Origin of the sequence: Mesorhizobium sp. WSM4313 (assembly GCF_002294725.1) — a bacterium.
GTDB lineage: Bacteria > Pseudomonadota > Alphaproteobacteria > Rhizobiales > Rhizobiaceae > Mesorhizobium.
The window spans coordinates 220575-243160 of record NZ_NSFT01000003.1 but is presented as its reverse complement, the minus strand read 5'-3'; the positions used below and the strand labels follow the sequence as shown (position 1 = coordinate 243160).

Genomic DNA, 22586 nt, shown 5'->3' with positions numbered 1-22586 from the left:
GTAACCGGCGGCTGGTTCCGAAACAGCTTTCAGTCCCGCCGCATGGCGGAGAGATCCGCCATCCAGAGCCCGCCGTCGTCGGCATGAGCGGGAACGTACTCTCGCCCGGCCGGCACGGCCTCGAGAACCATTCCCGACTCGTCCGCCAGATAGTCGTAGCCGATCTGCTGCAGCCGGCGATCCGGGTCGAGGCAATTGTAGAGGTCGCGACGCGCTGCGCGCCGCTTTGGCTCGATCATCTTCAAATGATAAAGATTGAGACCGCTATCCTCGAGCCTGAAGCCGATATCGTCGGGAAACCAGGCGCCGTGCAGTTCTTTCGATCGATAACGGTCAGGGGGATAGGCGGCAAAAAGCCTGTGCTGCATCTTCTGGCCCCAGCGACCGTCGATCCTGTAGCTGGCCGGCGTATACAGCTCCCGACAGCGGAACCCCCAGGCGATGCGCCTGGACCCGCTGGTCAGGCGGCCGATCCGGCCGGCAACGGCTTGTTCCAGCCTTTCATCAGGATCCATGGCCAGAACCCAATCGGCGCCGGCCTCATGGGCCGCGGCGATAAGCGCACGCCGCCTCTGCGGCTCGCTGCTGAAAAGCCCCTCCGAGGCGCGGTCGTCATAGGCGATCCAGCCGTCGACGACAGGCTCGAGATTGGCGATAAGGTCGGGCACGAGATGCTGATCGTAGCGGTAGCTGAAAACGGCGACGATTTTGCGCTGTGACCAAAACCATCGGCCGCGCCGCCGACGCGGCGGCTTCATCTCGATGGTGATCATCGCCGGTCCTCCGTCGTGTCGCCATGCCGGGCGCCGGCGGACGCCCCCAGCGATTTGGCGAACAATGCCAGCCACACGATCGGCAGCGACAGCCTTGCGAAGGTCCTGTCCTTGCCGGACAACCCCTCCTTGATCAGCTTGCCGACATTGCGCCGGTCGCGGAACACCTTTCGGAACGGACGCATGGGTTTTCCGGTGTCGAGGGACCGGAGATAGGCGCCATAGCGGCGCCCGCGGCGATACTGGTCGGCAAGCAAGCCGGACAAGCTCATCTCGTTGCGGTGAACGGTCAGGACCCTCGGTTCCCAGACCGGCCGCAGAGCCTCCGGCAGTCTGGCCATGAATTCGGTGTCTTCTCCGGACTTCAGCCCCTCGTCGAACGCTCCATATCGCTCGAACAACTTCCGGTCGAACGAAACGCCGTAGCACTGCGCCTTCCCGGCCGGGAGACCGGGCAGGCGTCGCATATAGGTGACGAGATGCGCCGCGCAGGCGACTAGATTGCGCGGATGGCTGTTGAGGACGGCGCTCGCCACAGCCGCGGCACCCTCCCGGTGACGCTGCAGCCGGATTTCGGCCCATTGCGGACAGGCCAGGCAATCATCCGCGAGAAAGGCGATGAACGGAGCCTGCGTTGCAGCGATGCCGCGATTTCGCGCGGCCCCGGCAAACAACCGCTCCTCGACATCGATGACAGTTACGCCGATGCCGCAATCGGCAAGCAGCGCCATGGCGTCGCCGCCGCCGGAATTCACCACCACGATCTCGAGCGGAACATTCTGGTCGAGCACCGACCTTACCGCAGCCGCCAGTGAGGCGGGTGCCCGCAAACCAATCACCACGACCGCGAGATCCGGCCTTGCGGCCATCAGGCGCGTTGCAATTGGGCGGCCGGCGCCCAGAACCGGCGCCGCAACGCGATCTTCAGCCGATAGCGCATGCACCGCCAGACAGCCGCGCCCGTCCGTGGCGCAGCTTCGGCCACGCTGAGGAATCTTCCCGCCATGTCGAAATCACCGCGCGCATAATGAACGCGCGCGATCTTCAAGGCGACGAGGCCTTCCCTGGTCTTGAGCGACCGCTCCGCGATGCCGCAGGACCGGAGCCGGCGCAGCGCCAGGCGCCATTCGAGAAAGCAAGCGGCGGGCCTGATCGTGAAACGATCGTCGGAACGCTCCGCCGAGACGAAATAGATGAAGATCGGTCGCGTCAGGACCGCAAGCGAGGCTTTGGCCATCAGGCGCGCCCAAAACAGCGTGTCCTCGTCATAGGCGAGCCCGGTGGGGAACCTCGTGTCGCCGACAACCCGCCGCGACACCAGCGCGCTGCCGACTGCGATCGACCGTATCCGCCCTTCGAGATAGGCGCAGGCATTGGCCGGTCCGCTCTTCGTGTAGCCGCCCGGCAGCTTGGTCGACCGCTCCTCGCCGCCGACCTGTCGGCGGTAGGCGCCGACCACCATGTCCGCTCCTCGATCCCCTACGGCCTTGGCCAGCAGTGCGCGCAGGCCGCCTTCGAGATGAATATCGTCGGCATCGATCAGATAGATCCAGGGAAAGCGGGCCTGCTCCAGAGCCAGATTCCTGGAGCCGCCGGCGTCACGGCAGCTCGATTTGACGACGCACAGCGGCAACCCGCACTGCAAGGACAAATCCGACGCGACGGCCGCGGTGGCGTCGGACGACGAATCGTCAACCAGCAGCACCTCGCCGATAACTTCTTTTTCCGAAACCAGTGAAGCGAGCGTCCGGGCAATCGTCCGAGCCGCATCATGTGCTGGTATGATGACGCTTACCGCTTCCAAATCTATCTCCGCGCGCCACGCCCACGCAGGCGCGCGCCCCCGTCAATCCCGTGCCCAGGATACTGACGGCAGGCGCATTTGAGAAGCGCCCACGGGCAATCGGGTTGTCGTTACACCTTTTCGACGACGACCGGAATGACGTCGACCGCTTGCTCGCCGACCTGGCCGCCGGTGGTCTTCAACACGCCGACGATCGGCGCGACGTCGGAATAGTCGCGGCCGTAGCCGACCGTGATATGGTCGTTGCTCGCCCTTATGCCGTTGGTCGGGTCGAACTCCTGCCAGCCGGCATCGCGTCCGCACCAGGCCTTGACCCAGGCATGCATGGCATCGGCGCCCTCGAGCCGAGGCTTGCCCTTGGGCGGGATCGTGCGCAAAAAGCCGCTGACATAACCGGCGGGAATGCCAAGCCCGCGCAGGCCGGCGATCATGATATGCGAGAAATCCTGGCAGACGCCGCGTTTCAGCGCGAAGGCGTCGCTTGCCCGCGTCTGCACCGTGGTTGCCTTGCCGTCATAGGTGAAATCGCGATGGATGCGGTTGCAGAGATCGGCCGCCGTTGCCACCGCTGAGCCGGCCAGGCTTTCCCGCGCATAGGCCGTGATCGCCGCATCGATGCCGGCATGGTCGCTGGCGGCGAGGAAATGATGCGGCGCGGACGGCAATAGCGAGCGTACCAGATCGAGCTCCGACCTCAGCCCGCTTATATCGGGCGAGACATCGAGACCTGGCTCGGGCCGCGAGACAGACACGCGCGCGCTCATGCGGATGTCGAGCGTCTCATGCGCGTCGCGAAAAGCGATCGAGGTGACGTTGTTCCCGAAGAAATCGGAAAAATCGGCACGCTCGGCCGGCGACGGCTGGAACGACAGCGAGGCGGCGATCACGCGCTGCACTCCGGCGATCGTCTGCGGCATGACGCGCACCTGGTGCCGTCCGCCACCGGCGGCAGCGGCGTAGTCGTAATGCAAATGGAGTTTGATGTCGTAGAGCATTAGGGCAATTCCAGCAAAAAAGCGCAGCCGTTGGGCTCGGCGGCTTCGCCGTAGCCTTGCGTCCGGAATTGCGCAAAAACAGAGAGATAGAGCATTGAAGGCGATCCTTTTCGCTGGAAATGCTCTAACCGAAATAGGCCTTGGAGAGGCTGTTGTAGAGATCGCCGATCTGGCCGGCGAGGTCGTCGAGCGCCTTGGCGCTCATGTCCGATGGCTCCATGACGGCTATTGCCGTGTTGAGCCGCAGGATCTCCTTGGCGGCGGGTGACATGTGCCCCTCGCCGCCGATCGAAGGCAGCATGCCGATCTCGGCCTTCAGCCGCTCCAGCTGGAACAAGATCGAGCGAGGATTGAGCGGGTCGAGCGCGAGCAGGTCGATAACCGTGTGCCGCCCGGCCTGCACCGGATATTGCCGGCGATGGGTCATGACGCTGTCGCCGATCTCCAGCATCATGTCCAGCGCCCCTTCCGGCACCTCATTCCTTGTCAGCTGGCTGAGCGTGCGCGCGATCTGGATGCCGCGTTCCAGCCTGCGGCCGATCTCCAGGAAGCGCCAACCGGTGAAGCGGTACATGTTCTCGTGCAGCAGGCCGGAAAAGCCGGCAAGCTTGCGCAGCATCACCGTCATCGCACGCGTCGCGTCGTCTCCGGGCGCGACCGTCTCCGCGAATTTGTGGATGGTCTTGGACAGATCCTTCAGCGCCAGCCAGCCATCGGGAGAGAAGCGGTCGCGAATCTGGCCGGCGCTGTAGACCGCGCTGTCCAAAGTGCCGATCAACCCCGGTGGTATCGCCGTTTCGACGTCGATGCCGAACGGTTCCAGATAGTCCCTGATATCGGCAAGCAGCGGCATATCCGGATCGGACGTCTCGGCAAGCCGCACGTGATAGGCGCGCAGCACGCGCACCGTGTCTTCGGAGCGCTCGATATAGCGTCCGAGCCAGGTCAGGTTCTCGGCCGCGCGGCTGGGCAGGCTGCCCGGCATGGTGCGGGTGAAGCCGTCATGCTCTTGCGGCAACAATGTCTCGCGCTCGACCGGCCTGTCGCTGACCACCCAGACATCCGCCGCCTGGCCGCCGCGCTGCATGGCGATCGCCGTCGGGTCGAGCGAAAATCCGACACGGGCGAAGCCGCCGGGCATCACCGTCCAGCCTTCCGGCGTGCGCGCCAGATAGACGCGCAGGCTGGCAGGCCGCGGCTCCAGCAAGCCGTCGACGAACACCGGCGTGGTCGACAACGTCACGGCTTCCTGCCCGACGAAGCCGGCGCCGTCCGCCTCGATGCGCGCGATGAGCTCGGCCCGCTCGCCGGCCGAAAGGGACGAGCCGAGCCGGGTCGCGCCATCGTCCTCGAAGGCAAGCCGGGTCGAGAGCGCCGGGCCGACCACCATGCGGTCGATATTGGCCAGCACATGCGCGCGCTCCGCCTCTTGCCCGCACCACCAGGTGGCGATGCTCGGCAGCTTGAGATTGTCACCTTGCAGTTCTCGCGCGATCCTGGGCAGGAACGACAGCAATGCCCGCGTCTCCATCAGGCCCGAACCCAGCGCATTGACGGCCGATACGGAGCCGCGCCGGATTGCCTCGACCAATCCCGGTGTGCCGATCTGCGAGTCCGGCCTGAGCTCCAGCGGATCGGCGAAAGCGGCATCGAGCCTCCGCCACAGGACGCCGATCGGCATCAGGCCGGAAACGGTTCGCACCATCAGCCTGCCGCCGGAAACGGTCAGGTCCTCGCCCTCGAGCAGCATGATGCCCAGATAGCGGGCGATATAGGCGTGCTCGTAATAGGTTTCGTTGAGCGGTCCCGGCGTCAGGATGGCGACGCGGCCGCCCGACTCCCTTGCCATAGCGTTCAGCGCGTCGCGGAAGCGGCGGAAAAAGCCGGCAAGCCGATGCACATGCATCTCGCCATAGATATCCGACAGCGCGCGCGTTGTGGCGACGCGGTTCTCCAGCGCGAAGCCTGCGCCCGACGGCGCCTGGGTGCGATCGCCCAGCACCCACCAGCGGCCGTCCGGGCCACGGCCGAGCTCGAAGGCGACCATATGCAGAAAATGCCCGTTGGCCGGCCGGACGCCGGCTATCGGGCGCAGATATTCCGGGCTGGCTGCAATCAGGCCGGCCGGCAGAATGCCTTTCTCGACCAACCGGTTCGGCCCGTAAATGTCGGACAGGATCGCCTCGAACAGGTCGGCGCGCTGGACGAGGCCGGCGCTGATCTCGGCCCATTCCTTCTCGTCGATCAGCAGCGGGACATGCGCGAGCGGCCACTCCCGCTCATTGGCGCCAGCCTGCTCATAGACACGGTAATAGACGCCGGCATCGCGCAGATACTGGTCGGCGCGGGCAAACCGCTGCCCGAGCCGATCCGCCCCGAGATCGTCGAGCGCGTCGATGAAGGAGCGCCAGGCCGGGCGCGGGCTGCCGGCCGCGTCGACCATCTCGTCGACGACGCCTTCGATCGGTCGGTAGCTTTCCAGCAGGCTCGGCGCCCGCGGCCTGCCGCCCACCCGTCTCTGATTCCCCTTGGCCATTGTCGATCAGAATCTCGCCGGCTGCCTGAGGTCAAGGGTCATGGGGAACTCTTCAGCAGCTTCTTCGTCACGCAGCACATAGCCGCCCGGCGTGTGGCCGCGCGGTTCGAACCGGGCAAGCCGTCGCGCCTCGGCCTCGTTGCCGTTGACTGGGAAGGTGTCGTAGTTGCGGCCGCCCGGATGCGCGACATGGTAGACGCAGCCGCCGACCGAGCGGCCCGACCAGCGGTCATAGATGTCGAAGACCAGCGGCGTGTTGACCGGCAGCGCCGGATGCAGGCCCGACGCCGGCTGCCAAGCCTTGAAGCGAACGCCGGCCACCGCGACCTCGCGATTGTCGGTGACCTTCATCGGCACGAGGCGGCCGTTGCAGACGATGGCGTGACGCTCCGGATTGAGGCCTTCGGTTCGCACCTGCAGCCGCTCGACCGAGGAATCGACGAAGCGGACCGTGCCGCCGATAGCGCCCTGCTCGCCCATCACATGCCACGGCTCTAGCGCCTGCCTCAACTCCAGCTTGACGCCGGCATGTTGGACCTCGCCGCAGAACGGGAAACGGAATTCGAGCTGGGCCGCGAACCATTCGGGGCGGAAATCGAAGCCGTTCAGCTTCAGATCCTCCAGCACGTCGAGGAAATCCGCCCAGACGTAGTGCGGCAGCATGAAACGGTCGTGCAGCGAGGTGCCCCAGCGCACGAAGCGTCCGTCGAGCGGGTTCCTCCAGGCGCGGGCGATGATCGCGCGCACCAGCAATTGCTGCGCGAGGCTCATGCGCGCATTGGGCGGCATCTCGAAGCCGCGGAACTCGACCAGCCCGAGCCGGCCGGTCGGGCCATCCGGCGAGAACAGTTTGTCGATGCAGATTTCCGAACGGTGCGTGTTGCCGGTCACGTCGGTCAAGAGATTGCGGAACAGCCGGTCGACCAGCCATGGCAAGGGCGCCTCGCCCTTCTCGGGATGCGGCACCTGCGCCAGCGCGATCTCCAGTTCGTAGAGCGAATCGTGCCGCGCCTCGTCGATGCGCGGCGCCTGGCTGGTCGGGCCGATGAACAGGCCCGAAAACAGGTAGGACAGGGACGGATGCCGCTGCCATTGCAGCACCAGGCTCTTCAGAAGGTCTGGCCGGCGCAGGAACGGGCTGTCATTGGGCGTCGCGCCGCCGACCACGACATGATTGCCGCCGCCGGTGCCGGTGTGGCGGCCGTCGATCATGAACTTGTCGGTACCGAGCCGCGACTGCCGCGCTTCCTCGTAAATGGCTGTGGTTGTCGTGACACATTCCTGCCAGTTGGCGGCCGGGTGGATGTTGACCTCGATGACGCCTGGATCCGGCGCGACGCGGATGACGTTGAGGCGCGGGTCGTGCGGCGGAGCATAGCCCTCGATATGCACCGGCAACCCGATGGCCTTGGCAGCATTTTCCGCCGCCGCCACCAGTTCGAGATAATCCTCCAGCGCTTCGACCGGCGGCATGAACACACAGAGCCTGCCGTCGCGCGGCTCGACGGTGAGTGCGGTCCGCACCGCGCCGCCGATCTCGGTCAGTCGCTGCTCGACCCGGTCCTGCTGGGCCGTGGCGGCGGTGAAGGAGGCCTCAGCCTGCTGACGCGCCATTTCGTCCGCGCCGCCGGCCGGAGCTTCCGGCAGGATTTCGGCGCGCGCAGGCAGCGGGCCACGTGGCACTGAGGGGTCGACGGGCACGATGTAAGGGAATTGCGCCGGCGGAACATAGGGCAACGTACCGAGCGGCAAGCGGTAGCCGACTGGAGAGTCGCCCGGCACCAGAAACAGGCGCCCGCGCCTGGTCTTCCATTTTTCCGAGCGCCAGCGCTGTCCAGCGGCCTGGCTGTTCCAGCGCTGCACCGGCAGCACATAGCCTGACGGCTTGGTCAGGCCACGCTCGAAGACGCGCGCCATGCGGCTCCGCTCTTCAGGGTCTTCCAGCTTCGAATTGGAAGGATCGACATTGTCCGGCAGCTTGCCTTCCTTGAGCAGCCACTCGCCCGGATCCTCATAGGCCTCGCCCACCATCGCTTTGTCGATGCCGAGCTCGCCGGCGATCGCCGTGAGCAGGCTCTCGGCCTGCTCCGGTCCCACGGCAGCGCCACTCTTTTCCCGCGCGATCAGCGACGGATCGCGCCACACCGGCTCGCCGTCGGTGCGCCAGTAGAGCGAGAAGGTCCAGCGCGGCAGGCTCTCGCCCGGATACCACTTGCCCTGGCCGTAATGCAGGAAGCCGCCCGGCGCGAACCGCTCGCGCAGCCGGCGGATCAACTCATCCGCCTTGTCGCGCTTGGTCGGACCGACGGCAGCCGTGTTCCATTCGGCGGACTCGAAATCGTCGATCGACACGAAGGTCGGCTCGCCGCCCATGGTGAGCCGCACGTCGCCGTCTTTCAGCACCGCGTCGACTTTTTCACCCAGTCGATCGAGCGCCTCCCAGCTTTCGTCCGAGAACGGCTTGGTGATGCGCGGATGCTCGGCAATCCGGTCGACGCGCATGTCGAAGTTGAAATCGACATTGGCGAAGCTCGCCATGCCGGAGATCGGCGCGGCATTGCGGAAATGCGGCGTCGCCGCCAGCGGCACATGGCTTTCGCCGGTGAGCAGGCCGGAGGTCGGATCGAAGCCGATCCAGCCGGCGCCGGGAATATAGACCTCGCACCAGGCATGCAGGTCGGTGAAGTCGATAGCGGTTCCCGGCGGTCCGTCGAGCGAGACGAGATCCGGCTTGAGCTGGATCAAGTAGCCGGAGACGAAGCGCGCGGCGATGCCGAGATTGCGCAGGATCTGCACAAAGAGCCAGCTCGAATCCCGGCACGAACCCTTGGCCGCGGCCAGTGTCTCTTCCGGCGAGTAGACGCCGGTCTCCATGCGCACGATGTAGGCGATCTCGCGCTGCAGCCTTGCATTGAGGTCGACGAGGAAATTGACGGTGTTTGTCGGGCTGCGGTCGATGCTTGCCAGGAATTTCGACAACAGCGGCCCGGCTGGCTCCGGCGCGCGGTAGATGGCGAGGTCTTCCCTGATCTCTTCGGGATAGTCGAACGGAAAGGTCTCGGCGCTCTCCTCGACAAAAAAGTCGAACGGATTATAGACCGTCATGTCGGCGACGAGGTCGACTTCGATCTTCAGTTCCGTCACCGGCTCCGGAAAGACGAAGCGGGCGAGGAAGTTGCCGTAGGGATCCTGCTGCAGATTGACGAAGTGGTTTGCCGGCTCGACCTTCAGCGAATGGCTGAGCACCTTGGTGCGAGAATGCGGCGCCGGCTGCAGCCTGATCACCTGGGGACCGAGCACCACCGGCCGGTCATATTTGTAATGGGTCAGGTGATGAACGGCTGCCTGAATTGCCATGGTGCCCCGGAGTTCGGCGTTTCAATTCGCCGAACCCTGACATAGATGCTGGCCATTCTCCAAGCAGAGATGTTGCGCTGCACCTAATTTAAGCAGCCTTACCGGCTTAGAAAAACGCCTGGATCCCCGTCTGCGCCCTTCCGAGGATCAGCGCATGCACATCATGCGTCCCTTCGTAGGTGTTGACCGTCTCCAGGTTCTGCGCGTGGCGCATCACGTGATAGCCGATCTGGATGCCGTTGCCGCCATGCATGTCGCGGGCCTGGCGGGCGATGTCGAGCGCCTTGCCGCAATTGTTGCGCTTGACGATCGAGATCATTTCCGGCGCCATCTTGCCTTCGTCCATCAGCCGGCCGACGCGCAGCGAGCCCTGCAGTCCGAGCGCGATCTCGGTCTGCATGTCGGCGAGCTTCTTCTGGAACAATTGCGTGCCGGCGAGCGGCTTGCCAAACTGTTTTCTGTCGAGGCCGTATTGCCGCGCCCGGTGCCAGCAATCCTCGGCCGCGCCCATCGCTCCCCAGGAGATGCCGTAGCGCGCCCGGTTGAGGCAGCCGAACGGACCGCCGAGGCCCTTGGCGTTGGGCAGCAACGCGTCTTCGCCGACCTCGACGCCTTCCAGCACCACCTCGCCGGTGATTGACGCCCGCAACGACAACTTGCCGCCGATCTTCGGCGCCGACAGTCCCTTCATGCCCTTTTCCAGCACGAAGCCGCGGATCTCGTCCTTGCCGCTGTCGCCCTTCAGCTTCGCCCACACGACGAAGACGTCGGCGATCGGCGCGTTCGAGATCCACATCTTGGAGCCGGAGAGCCTGTAGCCGTTCGCCGTCTTCTCGGCGCGCGTCTTCATGCCGCCTGGATCGGAGCCGGCGTCCGGCTCGGTGAGCCCGAAACAGCCGATCCATTCGCCCGACGCCAGCTTCGGCAGGTATTTCTTGCGCTGCGCTTCCGAGCCATAGGCATGGATCGGATACATGACCAGCGAGGATTGCACGCTCATCATCGAGCGGTAGCCGGAATCGATCCGCTCGACTTCGCGCGCCACCAGGCCGTAAGTCACATAGTTGGCGCCGAGCCCGCCATATTCTTCCGGAATGGTGATGCCGAGCAGGCCCGCTTCGCCCATCTCGCGGAAGATCGATGGATCGGTCTTCTCTTCGGCATAGGCTTCCTCGATGCGCGGCGCCAGCTTGTCGGCCGCGAAAGCGGCCGCGCCGTCGCGCACCATGCGCTCATCCTCGGAAAGCTGGTCCTCGATCAGGAAAGGATCGTTCCACACGAAGGCGTTCTTCTCGGCGGCCATGGCCTCGATCTCCCGACATATTGTTGAGATGGCCGGCTTATCGGACTCCGCGTGCAAAAAATCAAACGAAATTGCATCACGGATCAATGAGCGTTAGTAATGGATCATGAATGTCCAGCGCCGCCTTCTACCCAACACCGCCGCCCTCGCCGCCTTCGAAGCGGTTGCGCGTCTCGGCTCCTTCACCGCCGCCGCGCGTGAGCTCCACCTGACGCAAGGGGCTGTCAGCCGGCAGATCAGCCTCCTAGAAGAGCAATTCGGTCGCCGGCTGTTCGAACGCGACAGCCGCAACGTCCGGCTGTCGCCGCCCGGCGAGATCTATGCCGAAGCGGTGCGCTCGGCGCTTGGCCAATTGCGCGACGCAGCGCTTGGATTGATGAGCAATCGGCATAGCGGCGTTCTCAACCTGGCCATCCTGCCGACCTTCGGCACACGCTGGCTGATGCCGCTGATCCCGGATTTCGTCGCCCGCCATCCCGACATCACCATCAACTTCGCCACCCGCATCGGACGCTTCGACTTCGCCCGCGAGCGGCTGGATGCCGCCATCCATCACGGCATGCCCGACTGGCCGGACGCCGATTGCACGCTCTTGATGCGCGAGACCGTAATGCCGGTGGTTTCGCCCGAATTTTTGGCCAGCCGCGCCATCGCCATGCCGGCCGACATCAGCCGTCTGCCGCTGCTGCATATGGCGACCCGCCCCGGCGCCTGGAGCGAGTGGTTCGAGCATCAGGGGCTTGAGGCCCCGACCGGGCCCGGCATGCAGTTCGAGCAGTTCGGCACCGTCGCCCAGGCCTGCATGGCGGGTCTCGGCGTGGCGCTGCTGCCGGAAATCCTGATTGCCGGCGAGTTGCAGCGCGGCCAGCTGGTGCCGGCGCCGGGCACGCCGATGCAAAGCCGCAGCGCCTATTACCTCGTCGTGCCGCACGACAAGCGCGGCCACCCGCCGGTCGCCAGTTTTCGCGACTGGCTGCTGGGTCAGATCGGCAAGGAGCCGGCTGTCCTGGCGTGGTAGCTATTTGCGCTTCATCGCCTCGGCGAGCGCCGCACCGAGCGCGCCCTGCGACGGCCGCTCCGGCTGGCGCTGCGGCGCTGGCGAGCGCGGCGCCGGCTTGCTGCCGCCGTGATCGCGCTCGCCGCCACGGGGCGCCCCGCCCTCGCCGCCATCCTTGCGCATCGAAAGGCCGATGCGCTTGCGCTTGATGTCGACATCGACGACCCGCACCTTCACGACATCGCCGGCCTTCACCACTTCATGCGCGTCCTTGATGAAGCGGTCGGCCAGTTGCGAGACATGCACCAGCCCATCCTGGTGCACGCCAATATCGACGAAAGCGCCGAAGGCGGCGACATTGGTAACTGTGCCTTCGAGCAGCATGCCCGGCTTCAAATCCTTGATGTCGTCGACACCCTCGGCAAAGGTCGCCGTCTTGAAGCCGGGGCGCGGGTCGCGTCCGGGTTTTTCCAGCTCGGCGATGATGTCGCGCACAGTCGGCAGGCCGAAACGCTCGTCGACGAAGACGCGCGGGTCGAGCGCCTTCAGCGCCGCGCTGTCCCCCATCAGCGCGCGCACGTCGCGGCCGCAAGCGGCGACGATTTTCTTGGCCACACCATAGGCTTCCGGATGCACCGATGACGCATCGAGCGGCTCTGTCCCGTTCGGAATGCGCAGGAAGCCGGCACTTTGCTCGAATGCGCGCGGCCCGAGCCGCGCCACCTTGAGCAGGTCCTTACGGCTGGCAAACGGCCCGGCCGCGTCGCGATGCGCAACGATCGCCTCGGCCAGCGACGGCCCAAGTCCCGACACGCGCGCCAAAAGCGGCGCCGACGCCGTGTTGAGGTCGACACCGACGGCGTTCACCGCATCCTCGACCACGGCTTCCAGCGAACGGCCGAGCCGGTACTGGTCGACATCGTGCTGATACTGGCCGACGCCGATCGACTTCGGCTCGATCTTGACCAGCTCGGCCAGCGGGTCCTGCAGGCGCCGTGCTATCGACACCGCGCCGCGCAGCGACACATCCAGGCCCGGGAATTCTGCCGCTGCCGTCGCCGAGGCCGAATAGACCGAGGCGCCAGCCTCGCTGACGATCACCTTGAGCGGCTTCGGCCCGGCACCTGCCGGCAGGTCCGAAAGCATGTCGGCCACCAGCTTCTCGGTCTCTCGGCTGCCGGTACCGTTGCCGATCGAGATCAGCTCGACCTTGTGCTGGCGGATGAGGGCGGCGAGCTCGGCCTGCGTGCCGCGCACGTCGTTCCTTGGCGGGAACGGATAGACGGTGGTGGTCGCCACCAGCTTGCCGGTGCCGTCGACCACCGCAACCTTGACTCCGGTGCGGATGCCTGGATCGAGCCCCATGGTCGGCCGCGAGCCGGCGGGCGCGGCCAGCAGCAGGTCCTTCAGGTTGCGGGCAAAGACATGGATCGCCTCTTCCTCGGCCCGCTCGCGCAGGTCGCGCATCAGGTCAAGCGTCAGATGCAGCGACAGTTTTATCCGCCAGGTCCAACCGGCTACCTCCATCAGCCATTTATCGCCGGGCAGCGTCGCGCCGATCGCATAGGCGTTGGCGATCATGCGATCGACCGGCTTCACCGGCGATTGATCGTCGGCATCGACCTCGATGTCGAGCGACAGCACTTCCTCGTTGCGGCCGCGCAGCATGGCCAGGGCGCGGTGGCTGGGCACGCCTGCCCAGCGCTCGACATGGTCGAAATAGTCGGAGAATTTCGCGCCGGCCTCCTGCTTGCCGTCGACGACTTTTGCGCGCAGGAAGGCGCGTTCCTTCATATAGGCGCGCAGCTTGCCGACCAGATCGGCATTTTCGGCGAACTGCTCCGACAGGATGTCTCGCGCGCCTTCAAGCGCCGCCTTGGCGTCGGCCACCTCTTCCGTGACATAGGCGAGCGCAAGCTCGGCCGGAATTTTCGAGCGATCGGCGAGGATCGCCTCTGCGAGCGGCCCAAGCCCACGCTCCTTGGCGATTTCGGCCTTGGTGCGCCGCTTCGGCTTGTAGGGCAGATAGATGTCCTCGAGCTCCGCCTTTGTGGCGGCCGCCCGGATCTTGGCTTCCAGCTCCTCGGTAAGCTTGCCCTGCTCGCGGATGGAGCTGACGATGGTCTCGCGCCGCGCATCGAGCTCACGCAGATAGGCGAGCCGCTCGGAAAGGTCGCGCAGCTGCGTATCGTCGAGCCCGCCGGTGACTTCCTTGCGGTAACGCGCCACGAAGGGGACTGTCGCGCCTTCGTCGAGCAGCCCGATTGCCGCCGCTGCCTGTTCCGGCCGCGCGCCGATCTCGGCCGCGATGATTGCTGCGATGCGCTTGATGTCCGATGCCATGCTGGTCCCTGCGGAAAAGAGCGGCGACCATAGGACGGGAGAACCGCTGCGCCAACCGCAACGGTTTCGTCACGCGCCGAAGGTCCACAGAAAACAGCTGTTGGAACCAGCCTCTGACCGGCTCAAACCATGCCGCTCAACGCTTCGAAGAACGCCACGATGTCCCCATCCAGCTTGTCGTCCACCGGTTCCGGCTGCGACGACATCTTGGCGATGACCACGTCCGTCTTCGGATTGACGTAAAGCCACTGGCCGTGAATGCCGATGCCGCAGAAGGCGCCGCTGTCGTGGCCGGTCTGATACCATTTGTTGCGGTAGCGTCCCTTCGGGAACAGGAACGCCATCGTGCCGCGTTGCCAGGCTTCATGGCTGCCGCCGGTGGCCACCGTGTCGCGCACCCAGGCTTCCGGCACGATGCGGCGGCCATTGGCGATGCCGCCCTGCCGCATCATGTCGCCGATGCGGACAAGGTCGCGCGGCGTCATCGACATGCCACCGGCGGTGCGCGCCGTGCCTTCCATGTCGACGGTCACCGACATTTCGCTTCCAGCACCGAGCGGCTGCCACAGTTTCTCGCTGAGCAGGTCGCTGACACGCCTGCCGGAAGCCCGTTCGATCAGGATGCCGAGCACGTCTGAATTGGGCGAACGGTAGCGATAGGTCTGGCCATGCGGCTCGGCAAGCCGCTGGATGGTCATCAGGAACGCGGTGAGGCTCTCGGACCCGCCGCCGGGATTCCACAGCGTCGAGCGGCGGTAGCGGGCGAAGGCGCTTTCCGGATCGAGATAGGCTTCCTCGAAATCGAGGCTCACCGTCATGTCGAGCACGTTGCGCACGCTCGCGTCGCCATAGGCTGAGCCCTTGGCTTCAGGGATGTAGTGCGTTACCGGCGCGTTGGGATCGAACAACCCCTCGCCTTCCAGTATGCCTGCGAGAATCGCCGTCACCGACTTGCTGATCGAAAAGATGATGTGGCGCGCTCCGAACGGCATATGCGGCGCCGACCAGTCGCCGACCAGCTTGCCGGCTTTCAGGATCGTCAGCCCGTCCGTGTCGGAACGCTTCAGGAAACCCTCGACGGTCTCGCTGCCACCGGCGAGCGATATTTTTTCCTCAAGCAATGCGCCGAGCGATTTCGCTTGGCTCTCGCCGGCGGGCGCCGCCGCGATATGCGCGCTCGGCACCAGCTCGCCGACATTCTGGAACGACCATCGGTTGAACGGCGAAAGCCGCCAGTTGTCGAGCCGCACATCCTTGCGGGCAAAGCCGTATCTGGCCTCGAACGCGGTCTTGCCGCTCATGATGCTCTCCCGGATCTTGTTTTGCGGTTTCAGGTCAGCGCGGCGGCGATGGCATGCACCGCCTTCTGCGTCGCCACCGAATAGGCGGAATTGACGAAATCCGGATAGCTCGAAAGCTTCACAACGACCATCCTGTGTTCCCAGCTCATGTGGATCAATTGGCCGAACACGCCGCGGCACATCAGCGAGCGTGAGCGCGAATCCTCGATCCAGAACTGGTTGCGGTAGCTGCCGTCGGGAAGGCTCGGGCTGAAATTCGGCCCGTGTTTGCCGCTGCGTGTCGCCTCGATCCAGTCGGCCGGGATCACGCCGCCGCCATTGTCGAGGATCAATTGCCCGAAGCGGCCATAGTCGCGCAGCGTCGCATTGAAGCCGCCATCGGCCAGCGCATAGCCGGCGCTATCGACGGTGAAGCAGGCGCTCTCGTCGGCGCCGAGCTTCTGCCAGAGCTCTTCCGAGACGAGCTGCGCCAGGCGCTTGCCGCTCACCCGCTCCATGATGAAGGCGAGCACGTCGGTCTCGATCGAGCGGTATTCGAACGCCTCGCCATGCGGGCGCACTCTGTCCTTCAGCCGCAGGATCAGCTCGAACAGATGCGACGGCCACTCGAAGTCCGGATCGCTGCCCGGCGGGATCGGCTTCCAGCCGGTCGCGACATCGACCTGGCCGATCTCGGAATAGCGGTCGGTGTATTCTTCGGAAAAGCGCACGCCCGTCGTCATGTCGAGCACCTGCTGCACCGTGGCGCCGGCCCAGCCGGTCTCGACAAGCTCCGGCAGATAGTCGGTGACCAGCTTGCCCGGATCGATCAGGCCGCGGCCAACCAGGATGCCACACACCGCTCCGGTGACCGACTTCGCCATCGATTGCGACAGATGCAGCGTGCGCTCGTCCATGCCGTTGAAATAACGCTCATAGGCGATCCTGCCGTCCTTCAGCACCAGGAAGCCGTCGGCATAGGTCTCGTCGAGCAGGCCCGCGAGTGACGTCGGCGCACCGTTGCTGTCGGCCACCGGCAGATCGTCGAGGTCCACCTCCGCGCGCTCGAGGCGATGGCGATGGCCGCTGCCGCGCCACACCTCGACGGTCGGCAGAAATTCGCGGATGTGCTGGAAGGCCCAGCGGTTCCAGGGCGGCCGATCCCAGTCGAGCTTCGGCGGCACCAGCTTTGGCGGCGAGCCCTGCATGATCGGCAGCCGCGGATCGGAGTTGCGATAGGACGACAAGATTTCCTCCTCGATGCATGTCGCCCAAATGCGTAAGCGGTTTTTCGCAGAACGATATGCACAGAACCAGTCACAAGAAAGGGAGGCCGGAGCCTCCCCTCCTTCCATGCGCCGCGCTGTTTTATTTGCGCAGGTTGGTCCAGATCTTGTTGTAGATCTCCACCACGTCCGGCGGGCATGGCGGTACGAATTCCGGCGTCGGCGAGCCGGCCGGAGGGCTGATTTCCGGCGAGTTGGCAAACTCCGGCGGCAGGAATTTATGGCTGCCGGCGATGCCGTTGTCGTAACCGGCAAACTCGGAGATCAGCGCCGCGTTCTCAGGCGCCATGACGAAGTCCTGGAACAGCTTCGCGTTTTCGAGGTTCTTGGCGCCCTTCAGCACCGCGACATTGTCCATCCAACCTTCGATGCCTTCCTTCGGATAGGCATATTTGATCGCCGGAGTCTTCTGCCGCGAACGGTAGCTGGCGCCGTTCCACTGCTCCGAGACGATGACGTCGCCGGAGGTGATCTTGGTGATGGTGTCGTAACTGAAGGTTTTCCACGACGGCTTGGCGGCCGTTAGGATGTCGTTGATTTTCTTCAAATTGGCCTTGTCGGCGCCGCAGCGCGGCACGCCGGCATAGCGCTCGGCCGCATGCATGACGGTGTTGACGTCGTCCAGCATGTTGATCTGGCCCTTCAGTTCATCGGGGGGATTGAACAGGATGGCCAACGTGTTGATGTCGCCCTTGAACTTGTCCGTATTGACGGAGAACGCGGTCGTGCCGAATTGCCACGGCACGGTATAATGGCGGCCGTCGTCCCAATAAATGTTGAGGAAGCGCGGATCGATGTTCTTGCCGTTCGGCATCGCGTTGGGCTCGGTTTTTTCGAGCAGGCCTTCTTCGATCATGATCTTCACAGTGTAGTCGGACGGCACGACGATGTCGTAGCCGGAATTGCCGGCGCGCACCTTGGACAGCATGGTTTCGTTGGAATCGTAGTCGTCCAGCGTCACCTTGACGTTGTACTGCTTCTCGAATTTTTCGATCAGCTTGGGGTTGGTGTAGTCGCCCCAATTGTAGATGTGCAGTTCGCCGTCGGCGAGCGCCGGCACTGCCCATAGCAGAACGGCCGCGGACACGGCCGCCATCATCTTTCCAGACATTTTATGTTCTCCTTGCCTTCCCATTGTTGTGTTGGAGCTCGCGGATCATTTTGCTCGCCGCCGCGCGATCAGGAACGAGACCGAAACGAACAGGATCGACACCAGGAGCAAGATGGTCGAGATGGCGTTGATCTCCGGCGTCATCGGCCGCCGGATCTGGTTCCAGATGTAGAGGGGCAGCGTCGTCTGGCCGGGGCCGGCGACGAGTTGCGTGATGGTGAAATCGTCGAAGGAGACGATGAAGGCCAGCGCCGCGCCCGACATGATGCCGGGAACCAAAAGCGGCAGCGTGATGCGCTTGAAGGCGTTCCACGGCGTCGCATAGAGATCTGCCGCCGCGTATTCCAGCGTCAGGTCCATGTCCTCGAGCCGCGCCCTGATCGGCATATAGGCGAAGGGGATACAGAACACGGTGTGGGCGAGGATCAAATTGCCGATGCCGAAATTCAGCCCGAGCGTGCCGGCGATCAGCGCGAAGAACGAGAGCGTCGCCACCGCCGTGATGATCTCCGGCACCATCAGCGGCAGGTTGATGACCATGAAGGCCGCGGCGAGCCCGCGCCATGGCTTCACCCGCGTCATGCCGATCGCGGCCAGCGTCGCGCAGATGGTCGAGACTATCGTCGCGGTCACCGAGATGATCAGCGTGTTCTTCGCAGCGCTGTGGAACTCCTGGTTGAGGAAGGCGCTGCCATACCATTTGAGCGTGACGCCTTCCCAATGCGTGACCAGCGAGCCGCTGTTCAACGAGAAGATCATCAGGATCAGCACCGGTATATAAAGCACCAGCAAGCAGATGATAGCGATCGAGCGGAAGCCCGGCTGGTCCTTGATGTCCATGACGCGAGGCTCAGCCATGCTGCACCTTGCCCGACGTATTGCGGACATAGAAGTACAGCGCCACCAGCACCGCCGCCATCAGAATCAGCGCCTGCGCGCAGCCGAGCGGCCAGTTGCGGCCCGAACCGAATTGCTGCGCGATGAGATCGCCGATCATCAGGTGCACGCCGCCGCCCAGGATCAGCGGCGTCACATAAGCGCCGAGCGCCGGAATAAAGACGAGCAGGCAGCCGGCGATGATGCCGGGCTTGGACAGGGGGATGATCACCCGCCACAGCACCTGCCGGCGCGTCGCGTAAAGATCGTAGGCTGCCTCAACCAGGCGGAAGTCGAGCTTTTCCAGGCTCGAATAGAGCGGCAGCACCATGAACGGCAGGAAGGCGTAGAGCAGGCCGAGCTGGATGGCGAAATTGGTGTAGAGCATCGTGATCGGCCTATCGATCACGCCGAGCGCCAGAAGCGCATTGTTGATCAGCCCCTCGTCGCGGATGATGAACATGATCGCCAGCGTGCGGACCAGGAGGTTCGACCAGAACGGGATGGTAATCAGAAGCACCCACCAGTTGCGCTGCGCCGGCGGCCGCGTCGCCATGAAATAGGCGGTCGGAAAGCCGAGCAGCAGGCAGATGATCGTCGTCACCACCGCGAACAGGAAGGAGCGCAGATAGATGATCAGGAAGTCCGGCGTGAACTGCAGCGTGTCGTCGAAAATGTCGCGCTGGAACAGGAAGTTCAGATAGGCGTCGGTCGAGAACTGCCACTGCACGCCGCCATAAGGCGCAGCGACCAGGAATGAATAGACGCAGATGATGACCAGCGGCAGCACGCCGAAAATGCCGATGATGATCAGCGCCGGCAGTGACAAGAGCCGGTTGCGCCGCGCGCTGGTTTTCACCGCCTGGGCTTCAAACAACGCGGCCTTGGAGAGCGGGGCTGAGGAGAGAGCAGCTGTCGTCATCAGTCTTTCAGGACGCGGGCGGCGTCCTCCTCGAACTGGATGCCGACCTTGGCGCCGGTCTCGTAGGTCACCGCGCTCGAACGGCTGTTCTGGTGGCGCACGATGAAATTCTCGCCGTCCCCGTCGAGTTTTACGTGGAAATGGGTGTCGGTGCCGAAATAGACGATGTTGGAGAGCGTGCCGGTAATCGTGCCCTTGGTCGGATCGGGTACCAGATCGGCATGCTCGGGACGCACCACCAGCGTCACCTCGCCGGTCGGATTGAAGCCTTCTGGATAGCCGGCACTAATCGTGGCGCTGCTGGCGAATTTGACCGTCGCCACGCCGCCCTGCTTCGACACCACAGTGCCGGGCAGGAAGTTCGTCTCGCCGATGAAGTCGGCGACGAAGCGTTCGGCAGGCCGGTCATAGATGTCGCGCGGCGTGCCGACCTGCAGGATCTTGCCGGCCGACATCACCGCGATGCGGTCGGACATGGTCAGCGCTTCCTCCTGGTCATGGGTGACGAAGATGAAGGTGATGCCGGTCTCGTTCTGCAGCCGCTTCAGCTCGATCTGCATTTCCTTGCGCAGCTTGTAGTCCAGCGCCGAGAGCGGCTCGTCGAGCAAGAGCACTTTCGGCTGCGGCGCCAGCGCCCGGGCCAGCGCCACGCGCTGCTGCTGGCCGCCTGAAATCTGGCTGGTGCGGCGGGCCTTCAGCGCCTCCATCTTGACCAGCTTCAGCATCTGGGCGACGCGCGCCTCGATCTCGGCTTTCGGCTTGCCCAGCATCTCCAGTCCGAAGCCGATATTCTGCGCCACCGTCATATGCGGGAAGAGCGCATAACTTTGGAAGACGGTGTTGACCGGGCGTTTGTAGGGCGGCAGCGGCGCGATGTCCTGGCCGTGCAGCAGAATTTCGCCGGCGGTTGGGAAATCGAAGCCGGCAATCAATCTCAGCAGCGTCGTCTTTCCGCATCCGGAGGGGCCGAGCAGTGTGAAAAACTCGTTCTCGCGGATCGACACCGATACCGTGTCGAGGGCGGCTACCTGGTTTTCGCCGGTTCCGAAAACCTTGCGAACACCGCGAACTTCGATCGCGTTCTTACCCGGTTGTTCCGGCACGATTACCCCATTGAGAGCGCCTGCTCTTGTCGGCAGGTGTGTTCCTGTTTTGATTGTCACCACAAGCCGGTCGGCTTGGCAACTGCGCAGCAGTGACTCGATCCCGAGTCCCCATTCAATTAAGCAATTCCTATGCCATCGTCAGGCTTGGTAGGTGATCCTCCCTCCACAGATGGTGGTCACCGGATGCACGGTGTGCAGCGCCTCCGGCGCGGTCGCCTCGATATCGGCCGACAAAACGACGATATCGGCGAGATATCCGGTTTTGAGGCGGCCCTTGCGATGTTCATTGAACTCCGCATAAGCGCCCTCGAGCGTGTAGCCCTCTATTGCCTCCTGCAACGAGAAGCTCTGGTCCGGCATGCCTTCTGCCCAAGGCTTGCGCATCACTGCCGCCTGGATCGACAGGATCGGATCGACCGGCGAGACCGGCCAGTCGGAAGCGAACACCACGCGCGCGCCGGCGTTTTTCAGCGTGCGCCAGGCATAGCTCAACGGCCACTTGTCGCGGCCGATGCGCGAGATCGTCGGCTCGAGCGGGAAGTTCAGTGCGCCGGGCGGATGCGCCGGCTGCATCGACGCCAACACGCCGAGCTCGGCGAAGCGCGGCACGTCGGCGGCCGTGATCACCTCGATATGCTCGACGCGATGCCGGCTGTCGCGCCGACCGTTCTTCTTCAGCGCCGCCTGGTAGCCGTCGAGCACTGCCCGCACGGCGCCGTCGCCGATCGAATGCACGGCAATCTGCAGCCCGCGCCTGTCGGCCTCGACCGCCACCTCGGCGAAATGTTCAGGCGAAAACAGCGGCTCGCCCCGCCATCCGGGCCGATCGGCATAGTCGTCGACCATCACCGCCGTCCAGGAATCCAGCACGCCGTCATAGAAGAGCTTGACCATGCCGGACGACAGCCACTCGGAATTGTAGCTCGCGGCCATCCGCGAGGCTTTCTCAAGCATGTCCAGCTTCATGAAATTCTTGAAGTGGAACGGGATCTTGGTGCGGCAAAGGAGCCGCCCCTCTTTTTCCAGCCCGGCCAGCAGCTCGAGCTGGTAGAGATTGCCGTCCATGTTCTGGATCGAGGTGATGCCATGCTTGGCGCACCATTCAAGGCCGCGATGCATCAGATCGCGATCGGCCGCCAATTCGTTCTCCGAAGGAGATGGATCCGGCTCGGCGCCCTCGAGGCCAAGCCGCGCCCGGCTCGCCCCGTAATGGTCGAGGACCGGACCGAATGCCTCGCTTTCGCGCAGCTCGCCGGCGGCAAGCCCGTCAGCGCCCATGACGATCTCATTGCCCTGTCCGACCTGCCTACCCTGGAGCAAGCCGGCCTCTTCCAGCGCCTTGGTGTTCGCCCACATCGTGTGGTGGTCCGAAGCCGACATGGCGAACGGACGGTCGGGAATGATGCGGTCGAGATCGTGGCGCGTCACCGGCTCCGGCAGGATGGCATAGTCGACGCCGGCGCCGATCAGAAGCCTGGCGTCCGGGCGCTTCGCCGCGAAATCCTGGATCGCGTCGCGCAGCGCCTCGAAGCCGTGCACGCCCGCCAGATGCAGATTGTCGAGCTCGGCCACGCCGCCGAACAGATGCATATGCGCCTCGATGAAGCCCGGCAGGACGGAGCCGCCCTGTGCATCGACGACCTTTGTCGTCGGACCTTTGAGCTCCTCGATGGAAGCGCGGCTGCCAATGGCGATGATGGCGCCGTCCTTGACGGCAACGGCCTCGGCAGCGGGATTGTCATTGTCCATGGTCAGCACGCGGCCGTTGACGACCACAAGATCCGCACCACCATCCGCAACCGACATCGCGACTCCACATTTTGCTGAGGGATCGGCAACGCCAGACCCAACGAGCCGCCGCTCCATATGGACAGCGCCGTGGGACAAATCGATGCCG

16 protein-coding genes are annotated in these 22586 nt (G+C 64.5%); 1 reads left to right on the top strand and 15 read right to left on the bottom strand.

Features of this window, described 5'->3' with window-relative positions; translation table 11 throughout:
* Nucleotides 1-29: 29 nt before the first annotated feature.
* The 7 genes from CK219_RS08985 to CK219_RS08955 form a co-directional block, all read right to left on the bottom strand.
* The gene (locus CK219_RS08985; protein ID WP_095766413.1) at nt 30-773 is read right to left on the bottom strand and encodes a hypothetical protein; all 744 of its coding nucleotides are present in this window, start codon (nt 771-773) and stop codon (nt 30-32) included.
* The gene (locus tag CK219_RS08980) at nt 770-1642 is read right to left on the bottom strand and encodes a glycosyltransferase family A protein (RefSeq protein ID WP_095766412.1); all 873 of its coding nucleotides are present in this window, start codon (nt 1640-1642) and stop codon (nt 770-772) included. Before CK219_RS08980 ends, CK219_RS08985 begins: the two co-directional genes overlap by 4 nt.
* Nucleotides 1642-2577 (bottom strand): glycosyltransferase family 2 protein, encoded by a 936-nt coding sequence (locus CK219_RS08975; protein ID WP_095766411.1) that lies wholly within the window; start codon nt 2575-2577, stop codon nt 1642-1644. Before CK219_RS08975 ends, CK219_RS08980 begins: the two co-directional genes overlap by 1 nt.
* Before the next feature lie 110 nt (nt 2578-2687).
* Nucleotides 2688-3572 (bottom strand): transglutaminase family protein, encoded by an 885-nt coding sequence (locus tag CK219_RS08970; RefSeq protein WP_095766410.1) that lies wholly within the window; start codon nt 3570-3572, stop codon nt 2688-2690.
* Between the two features lie 124 nt (nt 3573-3696).
* Nucleotides 3697-6108, bottom strand: a complete 2412-nt coding sequence (locus CK219_RS08965) for a circularly permuted type 2 ATP-grasp protein (RefSeq protein ID WP_095766409.1) — start codon at nt 6106-6108, stop codon at nt 3697-3699.
* Between the two features lie 6 nt (nt 6109-6114).
* Complete coding sequence (locus CK219_RS08960) at nt 6115-9465, bottom strand: transglutaminase family protein (protein WP_095766408.1); 3351 nt, start codon at nt 9463-9465, stop codon at nt 6115-6117.
* 106 nt (nt 9466-9571) lie between these two features.
* A complete protein-coding gene (locus CK219_RS08955; RefSeq protein ID WP_095766407.1) occupies nt 9572-10768 on the bottom strand; it encodes an acyl-CoA dehydrogenase in 1197 nt (398 codons plus the stop codon).
* Nucleotides 10769-10874: 106 nt separating this feature from the next.
* On the opposite strand from CK219_RS08955, the gene CK219_RS08950 reads away from it, so the two are divergent.
* Nucleotides 10875-11786, top strand: coding sequence for a LysR family transcriptional regulator (locus CK219_RS08950; RefSeq protein ID WP_095766406.1), 912 nt, complete (start codon nt 10875-10877; stop codon nt 11784-11786).
* Here CK219_RS08950 and CK219_RS08945 read toward each other — a convergent pair whose 3' ends face one another.
* The 8 genes from CK219_RS08945 to CK219_RS08910 all read right to left on the bottom strand — a co-directional run bounded on the left by CK219_RS08945 (nt 11787) and on the right by CK219_RS08910 (nt 22495).
* On the bottom strand, nt 11787-14108 hold the full coding sequence (locus CK219_RS08945; RefSeq protein ID WP_095766405.1) for a Tex family protein: 2322 nt from the start codon (nt 14106-14108) through the stop codon (nt 11787-11789).
* 122 nt (nt 14109-14230) lie between these two features.
* Nucleotides 14231-15409, bottom strand: a complete 1179-nt coding sequence (locus CK219_RS08940) for a serine hydrolase (RefSeq protein ID WP_095766404.1) — start codon at nt 15407-15409, stop codon at nt 14231-14233.
* A gap of 29 nt (nt 15410-15438) precedes the next feature.
* On the bottom strand, nt 15439-16635 hold the full coding sequence (locus CK219_RS08935) for a serine hydrolase (RefSeq protein WP_095766403.1): 1197 nt from the start codon (nt 16633-16635) through the stop codon (nt 15439-15441).
* Between the two features lie 121 nt (nt 16636-16756).
* Nucleotides 16757-17785 (bottom strand): extracellular solute-binding protein, encoded by a 1029-nt coding sequence (locus tag CK219_RS08930; protein WP_176476969.1) that lies wholly within the window; start codon nt 17783-17785, stop codon nt 16757-16759.
* A 45-nt stretch (nt 17786-17830) separates the two neighbouring features.
* Complete coding sequence (locus CK219_RS08925) at nt 17831-18643, bottom strand: ABC transporter permease (protein WP_095766402.1); 813 nt, start codon at nt 18641-18643, stop codon at nt 17831-17833.
* Nucleotides 18636-19583 (bottom strand): ABC transporter permease, encoded by a 948-nt coding sequence (locus CK219_RS08920; RefSeq protein ID WP_095766401.1) that lies wholly within the window; start codon nt 19581-19583, stop codon nt 18636-18638. Before CK219_RS08920 ends, CK219_RS08925 begins: the two co-directional genes overlap by 8 nt.
* Nucleotides 19583-20686, bottom strand: a complete 1104-nt coding sequence (locus CK219_RS08915; protein WP_095766400.1) for an ABC transporter ATP-binding protein — start codon at nt 20684-20686, stop codon at nt 19583-19585. The genes CK219_RS08920 and CK219_RS08915 overlap by 1 nt, the downstream gene beginning before the upstream one ends.
* 141 nt (nt 20687-20827) lie before the next feature.
* Entirely contained in the window at nt 20828-22495 is a 1668-nt protein-coding gene (locus CK219_RS08910; RefSeq protein WP_095766399.1) for an amidohydrolase, read from the bottom strand.
* Between the last annotated feature and the right edge of the window lie 91 nt (nt 22496-22586).

What these genes read in the sequence shown, in the direction of transcription:
- CK219_RS08985 (WP_095766413.1), bottom strand. Translation starts at nt 773, where the DNA reads ATGATCACCATCGAGATGAAGCCGCCGCGTCGGCGGCGCGGCCGATGG.
- CK219_RS08980 (WP_095766412.1), bottom strand. Translation starts at nt 1,642, where the DNA reads ATGGCCGCAAGGCCGGATCTCGCGGTCGTGGTGATTGGTTTGCGGGCA.
- CK219_RS08970 (WP_095766410.1), bottom strand. Translation starts at nt 3,572, where the DNA reads ATGCTCTACGACATCAAACTCCATTTGCATTACGACTACGCCGCTGCC.
- CK219_RS08965 (WP_095766409.1), bottom strand. Translation starts at nt 6,108, where the DNA reads ATGGCCAAGGGGAATCAGAGACGGGTGGGCGGCAGGCCGCGGGCGCCG.
- CK219_RS08960 (WP_095766408.1), bottom strand. Translation starts at nt 9,465, where the DNA reads ATGGCAATTCAGGCAGCCGTTCATCACCTGACCCATTACAAATATGAC.
- CK219_RS08955 (WP_095766407.1), bottom strand. Translation starts at nt 10,768, where the DNA reads ATGGCCGCCGAGAAGAACGCCTTCGTGTGGAACGATCCTTTCCTGATC.
- CK219_RS08950 (WP_095766406.1), top strand. Translation starts at nt 10,875, where the DNA reads ATGAATGTCCAGCGCCGCCTTCTACCCAACACCGCCGCCCTCGCCGCC.
- CK219_RS08945 (WP_095766405.1), bottom strand. Translation starts at nt 14,108, where the DNA reads ATGGCATCGGACATCAAGCGCATCGCAGCAATCATCGCGGCCGAGATC.
- CK219_RS08940 (WP_095766404.1), bottom strand. Translation starts at nt 15,409, where the DNA reads ATGAGCGGCAAGACCGCGTTCGAGGCCAGATACGGCTTTGCCCGCAAG.
- CK219_RS08930 (WP_176476969.1), bottom strand. Translation starts at nt 17,785, where the DNA reads ATGTCTGGAAAGATGATGGCGGCCGTGTCCGCGGCCGTTCTGCTATGG.
- CK219_RS08925 (WP_095766402.1), bottom strand. Translation starts at nt 18,643, where the DNA reads ATGGCTGAGCCTCGCGTCATGGACATCAAGGACCAGCCGGGCTTCCGC.
- CK219_RS08920 (WP_095766401.1), bottom strand. Translation starts at nt 19,583, where the DNA reads ATGACGACAGCTGCTCTCTCCTCAGCCCCGCTCTCCAAGGCCGCGTTG.
- CK219_RS08910 (WP_095766399.1), bottom strand. Translation starts at nt 22,495, where the DNA reads ATGTCGGTTGCGGATGGTGGTGCGGATCTTGTGGTCGTCAACGGCCGC.